Here is a 19,948-nt window from a genome sequence, read left to right as displayed (position 1 = left end):
TCCCCCCTCTTCTTTTAATTTTTCTTTAAAAGAGTTGCTCCTGCAATCCCTGGGTGTGTCATTTCGAATGGATCTAGAATTAATTCTAAGTCTTCTTGTGACAGTACACCATTTTTCACACAAAGTTCTCGAACGGATTGCCCTGTCGCGATTGCTTCTTTTGCAACGCGAGCTGCTGCTTCATAACCGATATGAGGGTTCACGGCTGTAATAATTCCTACACTCTTCTCAACATACTCTTTTAAGCGATCTTCATTCGCTTCAATTCCTTTTAAGCAATTATCTGTAAAGGCACGGAAACCGTTATTCATAATGCTAATTGATTGAAGTAAGTTGAAAACAAGTACTGGTTCCATAACGTTTAATTCTAATTGTCCTGCTTCTGAAGCAAGGCAAATTGTATGGTCGTTACCAATGACTTGGAACGCAATTTGATTAATTACTTCTGGCATAACAGGATTTACTTTCCCTGGCATAATAGATGAACCTGGTTGACGAGCTGGTAGCATAATTTCCGCTAAACCAACGCGTGGACCTGATGCCATTAAGCGAAGGTCATTCGCAATTTTAGACATATTCATCATACATACTTTAAGTGCTGCTGATACTTCTGTGTATGCATCCGTATTTTGCGTTGCATCTACTAAGTCTTCTGCACCAACAAGTGGCAGTTCACTAATTGCAGCTAAATGTTTTACAACCGCTTCAATATATTCTGGATCTGCATTTAAGCCTGTACCAACTGCAGTTGCTCCCATGTTCACTTCATATAAGTGTTGACGTGATTGCTGAATTCGTTTCATATCACGTTCAAGCACACGAGAGTATGCTTTAAATTCTTGCCCAAGACGAATTGGCACAGCGTCTTGTAAATGTGTACGACCCATTTTAATAACATGGTCAAACTGTTCTGCTTTTATTTCAAATACATCATGCATATAACCCATCGTTTGTAATAAACCTTCTAATGCGTTTAATGTAGCGATATGAATCGCCGTTGGGAATGCATCGTTTGTGGATTGCGCCATGTTTACATGACTATTTGGACTAATATAGTGATAGTCTCCCTTTTCCATTCCTAATAATTCAAGAGCACGATTGGCAATGACTTCATTTGCATTCATGTTCATTGAAGTACCTGCTCCGCCCTGAATTGGATCTACGATGAAATGATCATGCCATTTTCCATCAAGAATTTCTTGAGCAGCCTCTGCGATCGCACCACCCTTGTTCAATTCCAATCTTCCTACATCTGTATTAGCAAGCGCTGCTGCTTTTTTTACAACTGCGAACGCTTTAATTAAACCTTCATGGATTTTGTATCCTGTAATCGGGAAGTTTTCAACTGCACGCATTGTTTGTACGCCGTAGTATGCATAGTTTGGTACTTCTTTTTCACCTAAAAAATCTTTTTCAATTCGAACACCATTTTTAACTTCAGTTAATGTTGCCATGATTATTCACTCCTTAACGATTTCTTATGCTGCTTTTGTTTCTTTGACTGTTTCTACATATTGTTTTGCTTTCTCATTATCGAATTCGCCTTCCCACTTCGACATAACAATGGCCGCTAATGCATTTCCTAATACATTGACAGATGAGCGAATCATATCTAAAATGCGGTCAATTCCCGCAATTAACGCGATACCTTCTAGTGGTAACCCCATCGAACCTAACGTTGCTAATACAACAACGAACGATGCACCTGGAACTCCCGCCATACCTTTGGATGTTAACATGAGAACGAATAATAACGTTATTTGCTCCGTTAGTGACATGTGCACACCGTACATTTGTGCAACAAACAATGCCGCTAACGCTTGATAAATAGCCGATCCAGTCAAGTTAAATGTATAACCTGTCGGAATTACGAAAGAGGCAACTGCCTTTGGACAACCGAACTCTTCCATTTTTCTCATTATATTAGGTAAAACAGCTTCTGAACTTGCTGTCGTAAACGAAAGAATCAATTCTTCTTTTAAAATTTTCATTAATGTAAAAATGTTTACTCCAACCATTCGTGCATTAATACCTAATACAATCACAACGAATAGTATAACAGTTACGTATACAGCTAGCACTAGTTTTCCTAGCGGAAGTAATGTCGCTACACCAAATTTTGCAACCGTAACGGCAATTAATGCGAATACACCAAATGGTGCAAATTTCATAACTTGATTTGTAACCCAAAACATGGCTTCGAGTACGCCTTCAAAAAAGTTAAAAACAGGCTTTCCTTTTTCCCCAATTGCCGCAACTCCTAAGCCGAACAATACTGAGAAGAATATAATCGGTAATAGGTCACCTTGTGCAATCGATTCAAATACGTTTTTCGGTACAATGTGAACAATTGTCTCAGCAAAACCTTTCTTCTCTGTTGCATCTGCAGTTTGTTTATAAGAAGAAATATCACTTTGCTGTAAATTACTCATATCAACGCCAGTACCTGGTTGGAATATATTCGCTGCAAGTAATCCCATTAAAATAGCAATCGTCGTAATAATTTCGAAATAAAGAATTGTCTTACCACCCAGTTTCCCAAGCTTCTTCATATCTCCTACACCAGCTACTGCAACAATTAATGCTGAAATAACAATTGGTACTACAATCATCTTAATTAAGTGAATAAATATATCCCCAATTGGTGTGATATAAGAAATCGCCGTTTTATTGCCATAAAAGACTGCCCCTACTACAATCCCTAAAACAAGCGCGACAAAAATTTGTGTTGCCAATCCGAATTTTTTCATTTATGTTCATCCCCTTCATGCGAACGCTTTCAATTTGAATTTATAAAAGCTACTCACACATCTTATAAGCGAACCTACAAAATCATACAAAAACCTACAAGTTCGTCACAAAAAATTCAAATATTTTTCTTCTTTTTTTCATTGACACCATTTTGTTAAAAAACGATAAAATAAACTTGATAAGTAATCAGATTGTTTCGTATAATCAAAAAGATATATACTTAAAACAAATCAAAATGAAAAGGAGTGGATGTTATGAAAAACTATACAAAGCAATTCGTCCTATCTTCTTCTTTTCTTTTTCATTTTCTTAAAAAGGAACAAAGGCATTCGCCTTTGTTCCTTTTTTATTGCGATCTATATAGGGGGAATTGTTATGAGGCCATATAAACGTGTCTTAATTAAATTAAGCGGCGGTGCACTTGCCGATCAAACTGGAAATAGCTTTAACTCCAAACGATTAGAACATATCGCAAACGAAATTTTATCCATTGTTGATTTAGGTATCGAAGTATCCATCGTCATCGGTGGCGGTAACATTTTTAGGGGGCATCTAGCTGAAGAATGGGGAATCGATCGCGTAGAAGCTGATAATATCGGTACGTTAGGTACAATCATTAACAGCTTAATGCTTCGCGGTGTTTTAACAAGTAAAACAAATAGAGAAGTACGCGTTATGACGTCCATTCCATTTAATGCAGTAGCTGAACCATACATTCGCTTGCGTGCAGTCCACCATTTAGATAACGGTTATATCGTTATCTTTGGAGGCGGAAACGGGCAACCGTTCGTGACGACAGATTATCCAAGTGTACAAAGAGCCATTGAAATGAATAGTGATGCCATATTAGTCGCAAAACAAGGTGTCGATGGCGTTTTTACAAGTGATCCGAAGCATAACAAATCAGCAAAAATGTACAGCAAACTAAACTATAATGATGTCGTTAGACAAAATATACAAGTCATGGATCAAGCGGCATTACTGCTTGCCCGGGACTACAATTTACCAGCACACGTCTTTAACTTTGATGAGCCTGGTGTCATGAAGAAAATATGTTTAGGCGAACATGTGGGGACGTTGATCAATGATGATGTTACGATGCTGGTGCATGAAAAATAATGATTTCCCACCAAAAAAGGGTGCCTTTTGTAGGCACCCTTTCCTAATTCATCATCACAAATAGAAGTCAACCAATCCCGCCACTTTCTCCTTACAACGCTCCCAAAAAGATAACTTTTCAAAAAACTCTTTCGTCATTTCTTTCGAATCATGAAAATCCTCTGTTAACGCCTTATTAACTTGTCCTACAATAGGACCACCATAAATATAAAAATTCATTTCATCATTTATATTGAAGCTACGCGAAGTAAAGTTTGTTGTACCAATAACGGTTAATTCATTATCAATAAGCATTAATTTACCATGGAACATTCCTTTTTTATAACCATATACAGTAATTCCATTATTAACAGCTTGACGTATGTATGGATACGCCGCTTCTTTTATAAGAGGTAGATCCGGTTTATATGACCAAAGTATTTTTACTGTAACACCACGCTTTTGCGCCGCGATTAAAGCATTCATAGATTCTTTATTTTTCGCTATAAAATACGGTGTTGCAATTACAATGGAGTGCTGAGCTTGTTTTATGAGCTCTATATATTTTTCAGCAACGTAATGCCCATTGTAACTAGTCATAGTATGTAATGTATTCCCTTTACTAGCTTTATTCGTACTTCTCTTTATCTCTTCTTTCGTATCTCGTTTCCAGTCTAAAGCGAATTGCTGTTCTAAATCTTTTGCTCCTTCTCCTTTAAGTCGTACATGATAATCACGCCAATATCCAAATCGCTTATCTTTCCCTAAGTACTCATCTCCTATATTAAATCCGCCTGTATAGCCAATCTCCCCATCAATCGTCGTAATACGGCGATGATTACGATGATGAAGAGAATAAAAGCCGAATGGTAATTCAGGTTTTCTACTATATGTAAAATGCACACCATTTTCCTGCAATTCATTTTTCATCTTTCTTTCAAATGATAAATCATTAATGCGATCAACGGATAAATAGACGTTTACTCCTTCTTTTGCCTTCTCTTTTAATAAGTTTAAAAAAGTATGGCTACTTTTATCATCCGACAAAATGAAGAAATACGTGTAAATGGAGCTTTTCGCTTCTCTTATATCAGTAAATAATTGTTTATAAAAAGACTTCCCTTCTACATATAATTGAAAGTCACTATAATGAGGCGCATACTCTGTCGGCATGTTTTTCCCAGCTTCCATTTTCCTACCTAAGGTAACATCGATATGCATCCATATTAAAATAAAAACGAAAATAGCAATAACAATAGAAGTAACTCGCAATATTTTTTTAATCATTTTGATTTCCTTCCGATCATTTTCTTTCCACCTTTCTATTTTGTCATTCAAATTTAGATTTCATGCTTCATACAAAAAAGGATGTGACTTAACGTCACATCCTTTTCACATTAAACAAAATTTCTCGCATCATTATTTCTTCCAAACTTATAAATCGCAATTAAGAAGAATGCAATTGCGAAAGCGAATAAAATTAAAATGTTTAAATACAACTCCGAGAATGGTATTCCTTGTTGTAGTTTCGATACTGTGTCTAACAACCAGCGCTGTGGAAGAAAATTAGCTACTTTTTGTACTGCACTTGGCATAATGTCATATGGGAAATAACAACCCGCTAGTAAGCATGTTGGTACAATGACCATGTTTTGCATCGCATTTGCCGATGATGAGTTTTTTGAAAAAGCAACAATTACTAACGACATTCCAATCGCTATTAAAGCAAATATCATCAGTACACCAACCATAACGATGAAGGGCATATTGATATTCGTATGAAAAACATTCGTTAAGAATAGGATTGTAATCATAATTTGTACTGTTAATATAATCATATTTACCCCGACGTTAGATAATATAAATTTCTTTCCATCTATCGGCGTGGATAATAATCTAAAGTACGTTCTATTCTCTTTTTCTTTTAAAATATAGCCTGATAAGTTCACTGCTGAAAATAACATAAACATAATAAGATAACCCATGGTTTGGTTCGTCATATCTTTATTTTTCGAAGTATCTTCTAACGTCTCAGTCTTCACTTTAAATGAACTTTTTTGATATCCTGCGTACATCGTATCAAATACACTTTGATCTGTTCCTGCTACTTTACTTATCGCTGCTACATTATCAATATAATTGTACAAATATGACTTAATAAACGCTGTTACTTGATCACCTTTAATCGATGAAATTTCAATATTGCTTGGTTTTCCTTCTCGGACACTTTCTGAAAAACCAGACTGTAACGTAATCACTCCATCAAGTTTTTTTGAAGTGAGTTTATCTTCTACTTCAGATTCTTTCACTTTACTTACTTTTACATGATTGATTTCTTCTAAAAATTTCACCGTATCATTTGCTATCGACTCATTTTCTTTATTTATAACTCCGATATTTAACGTCCCTTGCCCCGCATTTCCATATATTGAAAAGGAGATTAACGTTCCTATTATCGGCAAGCTAATAATAATGAGTAACCCTTTTTTATTTTTCAAAAGGACTGATAATGTTTTTTGCATAAGCCATAAAATATCTTTCATACTATAGCCCCTCCCGTCTGCGTAATGCGATAATCGATATGAATAAAAAGAGTGCTGAGATTCCGATATTTAAAGAGATGACTGGTAGTGCCGCCCCTACATCATTTGCATAAATAATTTTCATAACGGCAGTGTTTGCCCACGTTAATGGTGATAAATTCGTAATGAAATTTTCTTCTACTACGAAGTATGCCCCGCCAAAAATAGAAGCTAGTTGTACGATAACTAAAATAATTGCTCTAGATGCTTCACCTGTTTTTGTAATATATCCGATGCCGAGGCCGAAGCTAGTTGCTAAAAGGACTTCTGTTAGTAAAATAAGTAAGACAACTCCAAGATGATCGCCCCAGTTAGCTTGAAAAACAAATTTACTAAATAAAACGACAAGTAGTATGCACAGTGCATTCGCCACCATATTACCCAATATTTTCCCGATAAAAATTTCCGCTTTCGTTATAGGTGCAGCAATGAGACGATCTCCTGTTTTACGTATTCGTTCTCCTCGAATTAAAGAACTCGCTCCCATCGCAGCATATAGTGCAATCATCGTTGTCATTACAACCGCATAGTAATCCATAGAACCTGGTTTTTTCGCAGCTTGTAAAGATGTTTCTTTTATATAATCATTATGATTTCCGTTTGAAATAACCGTACTAACCTTAGTAGGATCTACTTTTGCAACTTCGACCGCTACATTGTACTTATCAACAAATGTTGTAAGCATTCCTTCCACAATACTTCCCTCAATACTACTTTTGTCACTCCCATAAAATTTTGCACCATCTTTATTTAACTCTACATAAGCGGCATATTTATTTTGCTTCACTTCTTCTTTCCCATCTATACTGCCGGAAGCTTTTTTAAAATGAATACCTGATTTATCCACTTCTTTCGTAAATGCTTCAAATGATTGAGAAAACGTGCTACTCGCTTCATCTTTATATAGCACTTGTATATCTTTAATCGAATGACTATCACTATTAAATGCGTTGGTTAACGCTGTTCCTAACACAAGCATAAGCACAATCGGAAATGCTAACATAAAAACTAAAGTTCTTACGTCTCTGAAATCTCTTTTAATATGCATAATTGCAATATTGAAGATGTTCAATTGATGAACCTCCCTTTACCTTTTCTTCATTTACTTTTTATTTATCTCGTAAGTTTCTTCCTGTCAATGTAAGGAATACTGTTTCTAAGTTGGGAGCCTGCTCCTCTAATGAACGAATTTCAATATCATGATTGATACAGTGTTGAATGATTTTATTTAAATTATTTAATCCCGCATCAGAATTCACTTTAATTACGTTTTCTTCAATTTGAACTGCTTTCACACCGTTTATCTCTTTTAATTTTTCTACATCTAAATTCTCTACCGATTTCACTTCAATCCAAATATCTTTCGTGTCAGTAATAATTGCTTTTAACTGTTCTTTCGTACCTTCTGCAATTACTTTACCGTGATCTACTATCGCTATTTTCGTACAAATCTCTTCTACCTCTTCCATGTAGTGACTCGTATAAATAATTGTACTTCCCATTTCATTTAATTTACGTACTGACTGCAAAATGTAGTTTCTTGACTGTGGATCAATTCCAACTGTCGGCTCATCCATAATAATTAACTTCGGTCTATGAGCAATTGCACAAGCGATATTCAGTCTTCGCTTCATCCCACCAGAAAAGTTCTTCGGATAGCTTTTCTGTTTATCACTAAGTCCTACAAATTGAAGAGCTTCCTCTACCCTAGCTTTTAATTCGGCTCCTCGTAACCCGTACAATCCAGCAAAGAATTTCACATTTTCATAGGCAGTTAACTCTTCATAAATCGCAATATCTTGCGGAACAATACCGATATTCATTTTCGCAAATCGATTATGTTTCTTTATATTTTTTCCTAGTATGCTAATCTCACCTTCATTACTTCTTAACAAACCAGCAATCATATTTATCGTTGTACTCTTACCAGCACCATTTGATCCTAAAAAGCCAAATATTTCTCCTTCTTTAATAGATAAAGACATATTATCAACTGCGATGAAATCACCAAATTTTTTCGTTAAATTTTTAATTTCTAATGTATTCATCATTTTCACCCCTATTTCGGTTTCTCTGCTTTTAGTATAAACAAAAAGAATGAACCTGCTCAGTGCAGAAGTTCATTCTTTTCACATGAGAATATTCACTTTTTTCATATGAGATGGTTCATCCTCGTACCATTCTCTTTATATTGGCAACAACATCGTTACTGAAAAACCACTTGTCCCATCTACAATAATTTTTCCGTTTACAGACGCCGTTCGCTCCTCCATCCCCATAATACCGAGACCTTTTTTAACAAGAGCTACCCCTTTTCCGTTATCCTTCACTTGCACCTTAACCATCTTGTTAAGTACATGAATATCTATAGAAATAACTGTCGCATCAGCATATTTCATTGCATTTGTTAGTGCTTCTGTAACATTCTCACCGATAATTTTCCACTGAATGGGAGAAATCATATCTAAGTTCCCTTTGTATACAAAAGGAATATTCACATCATTCTTACCGGCAAATTCCTCTATGAATAATTTCATACGATGAATGCCAATTTGCTCAGTTGGAGGCTTCATATTTTTTAATGTAATGCGAATACTTTCAATTCCATCTTTTGAAATGTGAATTGCATTTTGTAATAACTCCGCAGATTTTTCTTTATCTATTTCCATTAACCTTTTTGCTGCTTCCATTTGAATAAGTGCACCCGTCATCGAGTGACCAATTTTATCATGAATTTCTTGCGATAACCGATTTCTCTCTTCTAGCTTAAATGTGTATTCAGATTGTCTTATGTACTCTTTATTTTCATGTAAGCTTTTCGTAAGTCGTTGCATATCTTTTCGCATCTTATCATTTTGCGATTCAAGCTTTACTACACGCGATATATATCGATCTGCTATAGTTAAAACGAGAAAAGAAAATGCAACAATTAATCCATAAGTCATTCGAATACTTTCATCTGCAATCGTAACTGGGAGCATCATAACAACAAAGCGTGGCCAATTCTTTTCTATGTAATGGAATGTAATTTCGTATAAGTTCAAAGGTAAAAACAAAATAAAAAATGGATGAACCCTCCATGTAAATAACATAATTATGCCAATTGACATACAGATTAATAATTTTTTATACGTATCTTTTTTAAATATAGAAATCATTACGTTTACAGAGAGGTAAATAAGTAAAGTAAATATAACCCAAGGTAAATTTACTACATTTGCGTAAATATAACTAAACACAATATATAAAAAGACAATTAATTTACTTACAGTTAGCCAAAATTCCATATCACTAATCTACTTTCCCTGTTAAGTAATAAATCGCAATTTGTGTGCGATGTTCAAGTCCAGTTTTCCCTAAAACTGACGTAATATAATTTGCAATTGTTCCTTCAGATATAAAAAGCTGTTTCGAAATTTCTTTATTCGAGAAACCTTTTGCAATTAATGCGATAATACTAAGCTCCCTTTCTGTGAAAAGGCTCTTATCAATTTTACATTCTTCCTCTTTACTTTCCATTAAATTAGACTTAATTTTATCGAGGACAACATCTTGCATAACAGTTTGACCGTTATATACTCCTTTTATCGCATCACGAATACGCTCCGGATCGTTATTTTTTAACAAATAACCTTTCGCTCCGTTTTTTACTGCATCCAAAATATATTCATCATCATCAAACGTCGTTAAAATAAGCGGTTTTGTTTTCGTCTCTTCACAAATGAACTTCGTCGCCTCTACCCCGTTCATATTTGGCATGCGAACATCTAAAAGAGCAATATCAACTTCATGCTTTTTACAATATGCTACAGCTTCTTCCCCATCATTTACAGTATCTACTACTTCGAACTCTTCGTATGTATTTAAAATAATTTTCATGCCCTCTCTAATAAAAGAGTTATCATCCGCTATTAATATTTTAATTTTCATGTTTGTTAGTATGGCCCTTCCCCTACTAACATTCACATCCTTTCTCCGTGTAACATTTCCTACTTGCTCATTATATACTTCTCTTTACCATTTTTTCACACCTTTTTTCATCTAGCTCTCCTGCAAAAAATATATTATTCTTTTTTTTACAATATGTGTAGGGTGACTTATCATTCTTTACGTCTATATAATAGAATGCGTCAAAAAGGAGGGAGAGACCCATTGAGGAAAAACAATTAATTGAAAAAGCACAGCAAGGAAGCGAGCATGCTTTTCGTATCCTTGTACAAACATATCGTCATTATATTTTTCAAGTTATCTTTTCTATTTTAAGACATGAAGAAGATGCGAAAGATGTTACACAAGAAGTATTCGTAAAAATTCACACCTCTCTCCCAAATTATCAATTTCGCGGATTAAAAACGTGGATGGCGCGTATTGCCACCAATCACGCTATTGATTATAAGAGGAAGAAAGCTAGAGAAAGTGAAGAACTCTCCTTATGTAAAGAAGCTGAGGAAAATATAAAGTCCTCTCATAATATTGAGGCTTTATTATTGACGAAAGAGCAGAAATTACTCATTGCTCAAAAACTGAGAGAACTTCCCGAAAATTACCGTGACGTCGTTCTCGCACATTACTTAGAAGAAAAAAGTTATCAAGAAATTGCTTTACAGGAAAACATCGAAGTAAAAACAGTCGAAATGAAACTGTATCGGGCACGAAAATGGATTAAAAAACATTGGAAGGAGGAAGAGTTTCTATGATGCATTATTCAAAAGAAGATTGGCGCAATTATACATTAGATTTTATAGAAAACAATAAACGTGAATCTATGGAAGAACATCTTTACGAATGTGATCATTGTTTAACACTTTATATGGAAAGTATTGATGAACAACATGAAAACCTTCCAATGATAAATGATGATTCATTTACGAACGAAGTTATGACGCAAATTAATTTTGAAACGCTACAACCTAATGAAAATATAAAAACAAACTCACTAAAACGCACAATTATTCACTACATAATTGCGACTGCAGCTACAATTATTTTTATGGTAAGTGGTTTATTCCAATATATTTTTACAGCGACATCAAATTTCGAGAAATCTTCAAAACATAACGATTCTTCTATCTCACAACAAATTGTAAACAAATCGGTAGATACATCAAAAAAGGACGGAGGTTTAAAGCATGAATAAAAACCCCTTTTTAGCACTTGTATTAGGGCTAATTCCTGGGCTTGGACATTTATACTTAAAAAAGCTAGGACGGTTTATTTTATATAGCGGAGGATCTTTATTTCTATTCTCCTTTGCAGTATTTTGTACCATAGTAGTAAGAGAACGTGATATTGCTTTTCTTTCTCTATTTTTACTAGCTGTTCTATGGGTAATTAACTTACTAGATTTAGTTATCACCATTATAAAACAAACGAAAAAACAAGAAGCTGGAGAATTGATAAATTCCTCTAAAGAGAGCGAACGATTTTATATCATTCTCCTATCCATCATCCCTGGACTTGGCCATTTCCAATTAGGACTTATGCAACGCGGTCTTACGTTTTTAGTCGCTTGCGCTGGCTTAGGCAGCATGATTATATTTGTGACATTATTAACATCTCAAGGAAGTTTCCTTATCTTTCTTATTACGTTACCTGTTTTATGGATTTATAATTTCTTTGACGTTGTTCAGCAACTACAGAAAAAAGAACGCGACGAGCAATTAATTGACCGTACTATTTTCGAAGATTTTGAAGAACATCGAGAGCAAGGAAAGAAAAGTAAAACATTTGCTTCTATTTTAGCGATGTTCCCTGGAGCAGGTCATATGTATTTAGGTTTACAACGCCGTGGTCTTCAGCTTATGGCAGCCTTTTTACTATCTATTTATTTACTCGACTTATTAAGACTTTCTGCGTTTTTATTTTTAGTACCAATCATTTGGTTCTATAGCTTTTTTGATGCGTTACAGCAAACAGCAAAATACGGAAAAGAACGAGTACAAGACGAACCCATTATCGATTATTTTATAAATCATCAAAGATGGATCGGTATCGGATTAATTACACTCGGTGGTTATTATTTATTAAATCAAACAGTCCTTCCTATTTTGAATGATTATTTTGTAACTATATTTAATATTCATCTTAGTGAACTATATTATCGCTATTTCCAGACATCTATCGTTGCGCTCCTTTTAATTGGCGGCGGCTTTAAATTGTTACTTGGAAATAAAGAAAACAAAGGTGGGACAAGCGAATGAGGACTTGGCGTGTTGGAACATTCTCAATGGGGCTTTCTATTATATCGTTAGGGTGCTTTTTACTATTTTCAGTCGTAAAAGGAATTCAAGTATTAGATACACTAACTGCATGGTGGCCAGTTTTACTTATCATACTTGGAGCTGAAGTTTTACTATACCTTCTATTTTCTAAGAAGGAACAATCATTTATTAAATATGATATTTTTAGTATTTTCTTTATCGGTGTTTTAGGAAGCGTCGGAATTGCTTTTTACTGTTTATTATCAACTGGATTACTAGAAGAAGTTCGTCACTCTATTAACACAACGAGGCAAACGAGTAATATTCCAGACGGACAATTTGATATACCTGAATCTATCAAAAAAATCGTAGTAGATGCAGGCCATCAACCTCTAACGATAGAGGGAAATAATACAAATCAAATTCATCTTTTGGGAACTTATGAAATGACAACGAAAGCAAATGAAAAACTCAATTTAAAACGAGATGATTTCCTTTCAGTTCAAACGGCTGGAGAAACGATGTATATCACTTTAAAATCATTACCTGTTCAGCATACGTTATTTAATTCAGCACCACAGGTGAAACCAACGCTTGTTCTTCCGCAAAATAAAAATGTGGAAATCCGTGCTTCCAATAACGAACTATCTCTTTATCCAGGTCAATTACAAAATAATTGGTTTGTACAGGAAAGCTCAAGAGTGTCTGTCCATCTTGCAAAAGAAAGTGATGTATCTTTAACAGCAGTAACGAATCAAAAAGAAACACATGGAAGTACACCTTGGGAACAAGTAGAAGATTTAACGAAAAACGAAAATACTTCTTCAGAAGAACATCCAGAATTAAACACCCAAGAACATTGGTATAAAAATTCGATTAAAACTGGAAATGGGACGTACAAGTTAAATATTGAGAAAGCTTATAATTTGAATATGAGTGTTCTCGAAAAATAAAAAACCTTCCGCAATTGCGGAAGGTTTTTCTCATATAATCGCTTTAATTCCTTCTAACACTAATCCAATCATAAATCCGCAAACCGCCCCGTTTACTCGGATCCACTGTAAATCTTTACCGACGTTATTTTCAATCATTTCGATTAACGTCTTATCATCTAACTTATCAAGATTTTCTTGTACAAGCTTACCAATTTTCGAATGGTTCTTCTCAACAAGACTTACAACTTGTTTTTGTAACCAATCTTCTATTTTTTGAACTGTCTGTTCATCTTCTTTTATTTTATTCATTTGTTTTTGTAAAAATGGAATAACATATTTATCAGCAAATTCTTCATTATTTACAAAAGCAACTGCTCTTTGCTGTACTTGCTCTAGCATCTCTTTTATTTTGTCAGTAGCATTCCAATTGGCAATCCATTTTTCTTTCCAATTTTCTAATTCTTGTAGTAACGCTTCATTTTCTTTTACATTTATAATTTCTTGACGAATTTTCGCTAATATAAGTTGTCTCGTGCTATTATCTGCATCTTGTAAGCTGTTAATATTGCTAATAATAAACTTCTGCAAAATGCCGCCAATTTTATCTTCATCTACAATATTCATAAACGATTTCAATGTAAACTGTAAGAATCCATCTACTTTTATATTTTCCATCGCCTTCATACCTAAACTACCGAGCTGGTAGCGTGCTTCATCTTGCGCTGTCCAATCTTTCACTTTTACTAAAATGTAATCAAGTGTCTTTTCATCATATTCTTGCACAACTAATTGATCAACAAGCACTTGTAAAATGTTACTTGTATTAATTGTATGCAAATATGTTTTTAATTCTTTTTCAATAATAACAGCTAACTTTTCTGTATCTATTGTAACAATTGCTTTCTCTGCAATCGTTACAATCCCCTTTTTCACAGCATCAGACTGCATTTCTCTCTCAGCAATTTGCAGTACCATTTGTGCTAACTGCATCTCTTTTACTTTATTCGTAATACTTTCTTTCGTCAGCCATTCATTTTCTAACGTATTGATGAGCCCTTTCGTTACTCGTTTACGATTTTTAGGTAACAAAGCTGTATGCGGAATTGGTATTCCCATCGGGTGACGGAATAATGCTGTAACTGCGAACCAATCTGCAAGCCCGCCAACTAACCCAGCTTCAAATCCCCCTTGTATAATCTCTCCAGCTATCGTTCCTTGAAAAGGGATAGAAGCCGCAAAGCCGACACCCATAGCCCCAAGCGAAATACCCGCTATATATTTAGTCTGTAATGACATCGTATACACATCCTCTTATTATGTAAAATAAAGCTTTTTGTTGTATTTATTCAATATTAGTTATCCTTTATATATACTATAAAGAACTATTGTGAAAATAACAAAGATTTTTATGTACATGAAAAAATGAGGCTACAACTAGCCTCATTTTTCTTATATCGTTAATTCCAAACCTTTCCTATAATATTCATCCATTATATCGTTTGGAACCATACTTCCACCCGTTCCCCACACAATATGAGTACCTTTTTTCACCTTCTCTGTTAACTGTAGCTTTTGTAAATACTCATCTTCTTTACATACTTTCACTGGCCCTATCATACCTGCTAGTGCAGAAGGCTCTAAATAAATATTCTCCGTATCAGCTAGCTCTTTTAACAATCTATATAACTCTTCATCGCTTACTGTGTAATTCCCACTCAAAAATGGTTCCATCGTTTTACCGACAAATCCAGATGGCCTTCCTACCGCAAGTCCATCCGCATCTGTTACATTATCAATTCCGATATCTTGAACGGAAATTTTGTCATGAAGGCCTGTCATTAAGCCGAGTAACATACAAGGAGAATGTGTTGGCTCTGCAAAGTAACAATGAACATTATCTTTATACAATAACTTTAAACCGAATGCTACTCCGCCAGGTCCTCCTCCTACTCCGCACGGAAGATAAACAAATAAAGGATGATTTTCATCTACTACAACCTCTAACTCTTCTAATTGCTTTTGTAATCGTGATGCTGCTACTGCGTATCCTAAAAATAAATCATGCGAGTTTTCATCGTCTACAAAATAACAGCTAGGATCCGCATCCGCTTGTCTTCTTCCTTCTTCTACTGCTTTGCTATAATCATCTTCATATTCAATAACGTTTACACCTTTACTTCTTAATAAATCTTTCTTCCATTCTTTTGCGTCTGCTGACATATGAACAGTTACATTAAAACCTAGATTCGCACTCATAATCCCTATGCTAAGTCCTAAATTCCCTGTAGAACCTACTGCAATTGAATATTTCGAGAAAAACTCTCTACATGTATCACTATCTAAAACGGAATAATTATCTTCTTCTGTTACCATTCCGTGCTGCAATGCTAGTTGCTCAGCATGTTTCAACACTTCATAAATACCGCCCCTAGCTTTAATTGATCCTGATATTGGAAGATGACTATCACATTTTAATAATAATTCTCCTAAAATAGGTTGCTCATATTTTCTCTCTAAAGCTTCTTTCATAGAAGGTATTTTCACTAAAGGTGATTCGATTATGCCGTTCGCCCCTTTCGTTTCAGGAAAAACTTTCGCAATATATGGTGCAAAACGCTTTAATCTCTCTTCCGCATCTTTTACATTCTCTTCATTAAGTGGTGAATCTTTTATTGCTGTTTCATACTTTTCTATGTTTGGATTTATCCAAAATACTTCTTCTGTTGCAATAAGCTTATTCACTAATGGATATTCTGCTTGTAATGCCCCTATTTCTTTCATTTTGTTTCCTCCTTATATCCTTGTAGCTCACCATACAATAAATTATAATTAAATTAATTTTAATATAGTTTAACACAAATAATCCCATTAAGTTAATTTTAATTTAATTTATTTAAATATAATTTAATAATTATTAAGGAGATTTTCATTATGGAAAATATAGATATTGGTAAAAAAATTGAAAAACAAAGAAAAGAAAAAGGTTTAACTAGTAAAGAACTAGCAAAAATGGCCGATATTACACCATCAATGTTAAGTCAAATTGAGCGCGGGTCCGCTAACCCTTCTATCCAAACATTAAAAGTGCTTGCTAAAGCTCTTGATGTGCCAACATTTAGCTTTTTACTTGAAGATACAAATACAGACGATTTAATTGTACGTTCCCATAAACGAAAGAAAATGATTATTGATAATTTATCATATGAAATGCTTTCACCTGATTTCACTGGAAATTTAGCAACAGCAATTATGACCGTCCCGCCTAATACAGCTTCATCAGAAAATGTGCTAGAACATAAAGGAGAAGAATTAGCATTTGTCTTAGATGGGAAAATCACATTATATTTAAATGAGGAAGAATACGTATTAGAAACTGGCGACAGTGTAAAAATACCTGCTTATTTAAAGCATAAATGGGTGAATCATTTTGAGAAAAATGCGGTAGTCTTATTTTCTGTTACTCCGCCGATTTTTTAATATATGTAATAAAAAAATAGCCATGTACGGGGAATATCCGTTAATGGCTATTTTTTATTTTTTAGGCACCAACAAAATCCCTAAACTAATAATACAAAAGCTCATTATTTGCTGTGCTGATAGACCAAACAGAACCGAATTTTGTTCACTAACAAGCGAAATAATAATATGAGCAAACCCCTCAACAATTAGAAAAATACTTATATTCTTTCCATTTCCGAGCCTTTCATTTTTCATCCATAACAAGCCCATTATACAAAGAGCAAGGATGATCTCATATACGAAAATAGGATGATATAAAAATTTAGATTCATATATATTCATTCCCCATGGTAGTGTCGTTTGTACACCTACTTCATGATGGAATAGAAAATAAAAGATAATGCACACACACAATCCAAAAGGGAGTACATCAAGTAAAATACGAAGCAAAAATTGTTCCTTTTTACTTTTCCAAACAATGTATACACTCGCAATTACGCATCCTACTACAATATGTTGCATACTTCCAATAGCTAATATTGCTTGCACCGGCGCCCCAAAAGCCCATACAGGATTTAAAATTGCTGGTGCAAACTTCCATACAAATACGATGATAAGAAAAGCATTTGTTACGGCATCCATCATTTTTTCATATGATACATTTTGATACTTCATCTTTCGTTTCATCAACATAAAACCAAATAGACTTCCAATTATAAGAGATATGGGTTGTAACCTCACAATCCACTCCATCGTCACCAAATCTCCTTTTAATTCTCAATCAATTTCTTAAATTTCTTTTCTAATTGATCTGGTGGTAATACACCTCGTACATGATCTACTATAATTCCATCTTTATTAACAAAAAATGTCGTCGGTAAAGAGAATACTTTATAATCTAGTCCAGCTACTCCGTCCATATCTAGTAGAACAGGAAACTCAAAACCATAACGATTAGCAAATGCGCTTGCTTCTTGTACTGGGTCACTAACAGTTGCATTCACCGCAAAAATTTCAACATCCTTTTTATATTTATCATACATATGAACTAAGTCAGGTGCCTCCATTTCACACGGCCCACACCATGATGCCCAAAAATTAATAATATACGGTTTTCCCTTGGCATCATTTAACGACTGTAACTTTCCGTCTAATCCTTTTAATGTGATGCTAGGTGCTTTAAAACCGACTTGTGGTAATACTTCTTTCTCCTGTAACTCTGCTTGTTTCGCTTTTCTTTCCTTCTCTTCTTTCTTTGAATTATAAAAGTTAACCCCCGCCCAAACGAGTGCCCCTACTAATATAATAGCAATTATTTTCTTCACTTTTCTTCCTCCTCATTTTTAAAAACCTGTAAATCCACCGAATAGACGAATAAAGAATGCTGTAATTTTCGTCATTTGATTTGTATACAATAAAATACCTGTTACAATCATCATTACACCGCCAATTTTCATCATGACATTGGCATATGTAACAATCCATTTTACCTTCCCAATAAAGAATGCCATCACGAAAAATGGAACCGCAAACCCAAGAGTATACGCTGTAATATAAAGAAGCGCCCCTTCAGGATTCGTCGCGCCAAGCATGAGTATAGCTGAAAATATCGGTCCAACACATGGCGTCCAACCCGCTGCATATGTCATACCGACTAAAATCGAGCGAATATATCCAGTCGATTTACTTCTATACTGCACCTTTTTCTCTGCCATAAGCCACTTAGGCTGAAACAAGCCCGTCATAAATAGCCCCATTAAAACAATAAAAATCCCACCAATTTGTTGAATCAATTTTTGGTTAGATGAAAATGTTATTCCAATCCAGCTTACCGATAAACCTAACGCGTAAAATATAACCGAAAATCCGATCATAAAAAATACTGTATGTATAATCGCTGATTTTTGCATAATCCCACGATTTTCTTTTAAATCTTGGATAGACACACCTGTAATATAAGATAAATAAGATGGATATAGCGGTAAAGAGCACGGTGATATAAATGACAATACTCCCGCCCCAGCCACAAGCCAAATTGTTAAATCTGCTGCATTCATTTTATTCCCCCTTAAACACTACGACGAGTAGTGTTTATTCTTAAAAAAAGAGGCTATATGCACTCTCCGACAATAAGTACAACCGACATACAGAATAAACCTACTGTTCCATATACCGAATTCGTATGTAACGGAATAGTAAGCTTAACAACCTTTTCATTTAACACTTGCTCGATTCGTAAATTTATTGCTGTTTTTGCAAATGAAGCTGTAACACATCGATTTTCCATTTTCTTTATTTTAATTAATTTTAATAACGCGCTACCTAACTCAAATGAAGATTCCATTTTTTGCATCGCATATTTATCAGCAGCTAGCTCCTGATACGTATGATATCGCTGTAACAACCCTTTTAATATCGGTATGTACATCATTCCTTCTGCTAATAGCGTAAAACAAAATAATTTTAGCGGATCCCAATTCTTTTGATGATATTCTTCATGGAAAATAATCGCATCAATTTCTTCATCTGAAAATGTTTGAAGCAACCCTTCCGACATGACAACTTTCGGACGAAATAGCCCAATTGTAAATGCCGCAACTTCCGTAGTCGGCAATATATATATTTGTTTTCTTTTTCGGACGAAAGGGATAAGTACTTTTTGTAATTTTTTACTATAGAAAAATTGTCGCCAAATTCTTTTGCACACGATTAATACAGTAAGTAGTAATAATCCAGCGATTATAATACGAATCAGCGATAATTCTTTCATATGTTTTTCTAACTGGAACAAGCAAAAATTTGAAAGAAGGAACATCTTATTTTGAAACAGAAATGGATATGTAACGTAATACACTAACATACTGAAAAAGAGGATACTAACAATTACTGCTAACAATACGATTTTACGCATTTGCCATTTCAT

Annotated in this window: 20 protein-coding genes; 6 read left to right on the top strand and 14 right to left on the bottom strand. The window is 34.5% G+C overall.

Going from position 1 to position 19,948, the window contains the following annotated elements:
* Positions 1–14: 14 nt before the first annotated feature.
* The gene (aspA, locus tag DN401_RS02965) at positions 15–1,454 is read right to left on the bottom strand and encodes an aspartate ammonia-lyase (RefSeq protein WP_000224188.1); all 1,440 of its coding nucleotides are present in this window, start codon (positions 1,452–1,454) and stop codon (positions 15–17) included.
* Positions 1,455–1,478: 24 nt separating this feature from the next.
* Positions 1,479–2,750, bottom strand: coding sequence for a cation:dicarboxylate symporter family transporter (locus tag DN401_RS02960; protein WP_000713293.1), 1,272 nt, complete (start codon positions 2,748–2,750; stop codon positions 1,479–1,481).
* Positions 2,751–3,126: 376 nt separating this feature from the next.
* Between DN401_RS02960 and pyrH the strand changes: the two genes are divergently transcribed.
* Complete coding sequence (pyrH, locus tag DN401_RS02955) at positions 3,127–3,870, top strand: UMP kinase (RefSeq protein ID WP_001248059.1); 744 nt, start codon at positions 3,127–3,129, stop codon at positions 3,868–3,870.
* Between the two features lie 54 nt (positions 3,871–3,924).
* On the opposite strand, the gene DN401_RS02950 is transcribed toward pyrH, so the two are convergent.
* The 6 genes from DN401_RS02950 to DN401_RS02925 all read right to left on the bottom strand — a co-directional run bounded on the left by DN401_RS02950 (position 3,925) and on the right by DN401_RS02925 (position 10,361).
* Positions 3,925–5,136, bottom strand: a complete 1,212-nt coding sequence (locus tag DN401_RS02950) for a phospholipase D-like domain-containing protein (protein WP_000591939.1) — start codon at positions 5,134–5,136, stop codon at positions 3,925–3,927.
* A gap of 110 nt (positions 5,137–5,246) precedes the next feature.
* Positions 5,247–6,392, bottom strand: coding sequence for an ABC transporter permease (locus tag DN401_RS02945; RefSeq protein ID WP_127063901.1), 1,146 nt, complete (start codon positions 6,390–6,392; stop codon positions 5,247–5,249).
* A 1-nt stretch (position 6,393) separates the two neighbouring features.
* Entirely contained in the window at positions 6,394–7,503 is a 1,110-nt protein-coding gene (locus DN401_RS02940; RefSeq protein WP_001020157.1) for an ABC transporter permease, read from the bottom strand.
* A 37-nt stretch (positions 7,504–7,540) separates the two neighbouring features.
* A complete protein-coding gene (locus DN401_RS02935; RefSeq protein WP_001093818.1) occupies positions 7,541–8,479 on the bottom strand; it encodes an ABC transporter ATP-binding protein in 939 nt (312 codons plus the stop codon).
* A 138-nt stretch (positions 8,480–8,617) separates the two neighbouring features.
* Positions 8,618–9,718, bottom strand: coding sequence for a sensor histidine kinase (locus DN401_RS02930; RefSeq protein WP_000397694.1), 1,101 nt, complete (start codon positions 9,716–9,718; stop codon positions 8,618–8,620).
* A 4-nt stretch (positions 9,719–9,722) separates the two neighbouring features.
* Positions 9,723–10,361 carry a response regulator transcription factor gene (locus tag DN401_RS02925; protein ID WP_000694093.1) on the bottom strand — a complete coding sequence of 213 codons (639 nt, stop codon included), beginning with the start codon at positions 10,359–10,361 and terminating at the stop codon, positions 9,723–9,725.
* A 221-nt stretch (positions 10,362–10,582) separates the two neighbouring features.
* Here DN401_RS02925 and DN401_RS02915 point away from each other — a divergent pair, with 221 nt between their 5' ends.
* The 4 genes from DN401_RS02915 to exsE are packed head-to-tail and all read left to right on the top strand — an operon-like array spanning position 10,583 to position 13,584.
* The gene (locus DN401_RS02915) at positions 10,583–11,128 is read left to right on the top strand and encodes an RNA polymerase sigma factor (RefSeq protein WP_256737415.1); all 546 of its coding nucleotides are present in this window, start codon (positions 10,583–10,585) and stop codon (positions 11,126–11,128) included.
* A complete protein-coding gene (locus DN401_RS02910) occupies positions 11,125–11,568 on the top strand; it encodes a hypothetical protein (RefSeq protein WP_000972340.1) in 444 nt (147 codons plus the stop codon). The genes DN401_RS02915 and DN401_RS02910 overlap by 4 nt, the downstream gene beginning before the upstream one ends.
* The gene (locus DN401_RS02905; RefSeq protein ID WP_001039115.1) at positions 11,561–12,631 is read left to right on the top strand and encodes a hypothetical protein; all 1,071 of its coding nucleotides are present in this window, start codon (positions 11,561–11,563) and stop codon (positions 12,629–12,631) included. The genes DN401_RS02910 and DN401_RS02905 overlap by 8 nt, the downstream gene beginning before the upstream one ends.
* Positions 12,628–13,584 carry an exosporium protein ExsE gene (gene exsE / locus DN401_RS02900; RefSeq protein ID WP_001261429.1) on the top strand — a complete coding sequence of 319 codons (957 nt, stop codon included), beginning with the start codon at positions 12,628–12,630 and terminating at the stop codon, positions 13,582–13,584. Before DN401_RS02905 ends, exsE begins: the two co-directional genes overlap by 4 nt.
* A gap of 30 nt (positions 13,585–13,614) precedes the next feature.
* Here the strand turns inward: exsE and DN401_RS02895 are convergent, their stop codons facing one another.
* Entirely contained in the window at positions 13,615–14,862 is a 1,248-nt protein-coding gene (locus tag DN401_RS02895) for a DUF445 domain-containing protein (RefSeq protein ID WP_000058282.1), read from the bottom strand.
* Positions 14,863–15,015: 153 nt separating this feature from the next.
* Positions 15,016–16,347, bottom strand: a complete 1,332-nt coding sequence (locus tag DN401_RS02890) for a D-serine ammonia-lyase (RefSeq protein WP_000658538.1) — start codon at positions 16,345–16,347, stop codon at positions 15,016–15,018.
* Positions 16,348–16,497: 150 nt separating this feature from the next.
* Here DN401_RS02890 and DN401_RS02885 point away from each other — a divergent pair, with 150 nt between their 5' ends.
* Entirely contained in the window at positions 16,498–17,043 is a 546-nt protein-coding gene (locus DN401_RS02885; RefSeq protein WP_000427638.1) for a helix-turn-helix domain-containing protein, read from the top strand.
* Positions 17,044–17,097: 54 nt separating this feature from the next.
* Here the strand turns inward: DN401_RS02885 and DN401_RS02880 are convergent, their stop codons facing one another.
* From DN401_RS02880 to DN401_RS02865, 4 genes are read right to left on the bottom strand one after another with little or no spacing between them, the layout of a single operon-like run.
* On the bottom strand, positions 17,098–17,778 hold the full coding sequence (locus DN401_RS02880; RefSeq protein ID WP_000454848.1) for a prolipoprotein diacylglyceryl transferase family protein: 681 nt from the start codon (positions 17,776–17,778) through the stop codon (positions 17,098–17,100).
* Between the two features lie 17 nt (positions 17,779–17,795).
* Positions 17,796–18,350, bottom strand: a complete 555-nt coding sequence (locus DN401_RS02875; RefSeq protein ID WP_000719879.1) for a TlpA family protein disulfide reductase — start codon at positions 18,348–18,350, stop codon at positions 17,796–17,798.
* Between the two features lie 18 nt (positions 18,351–18,368).
* The gene (ccdA, locus tag DN401_RS02870) at positions 18,369–19,082 is read right to left on the bottom strand and encodes a cytochrome c-type biogenesis protein CcdA (protein WP_149287507.1); all 714 of its coding nucleotides are present in this window, start codon (positions 19,080–19,082) and stop codon (positions 18,369–18,371) included.
* Positions 19,083–19,135: 53 nt separating this feature from the next.
* The gene (locus tag DN401_RS02865; protein WP_000871938.1) at positions 19,136–19,948 is read right to left on the bottom strand and encodes a M56 family metallopeptidase; all 813 of its coding nucleotides are present in this window, start codon (positions 19,946–19,948) and stop codon (positions 19,136–19,138) included.

The organism is Bacillus sp. BF2-3 (genome assembly GCF_008368795.1).
Lineage (GTDB): Bacteria > Bacillota > Bacilli > Bacillales > Bacillaceae_G > Bacillus_A > Bacillus_A cereus.
Note: the sequence above shows the minus strand (reverse complement) of the source record. Positions and strands in the feature narration are given on the sequence as shown.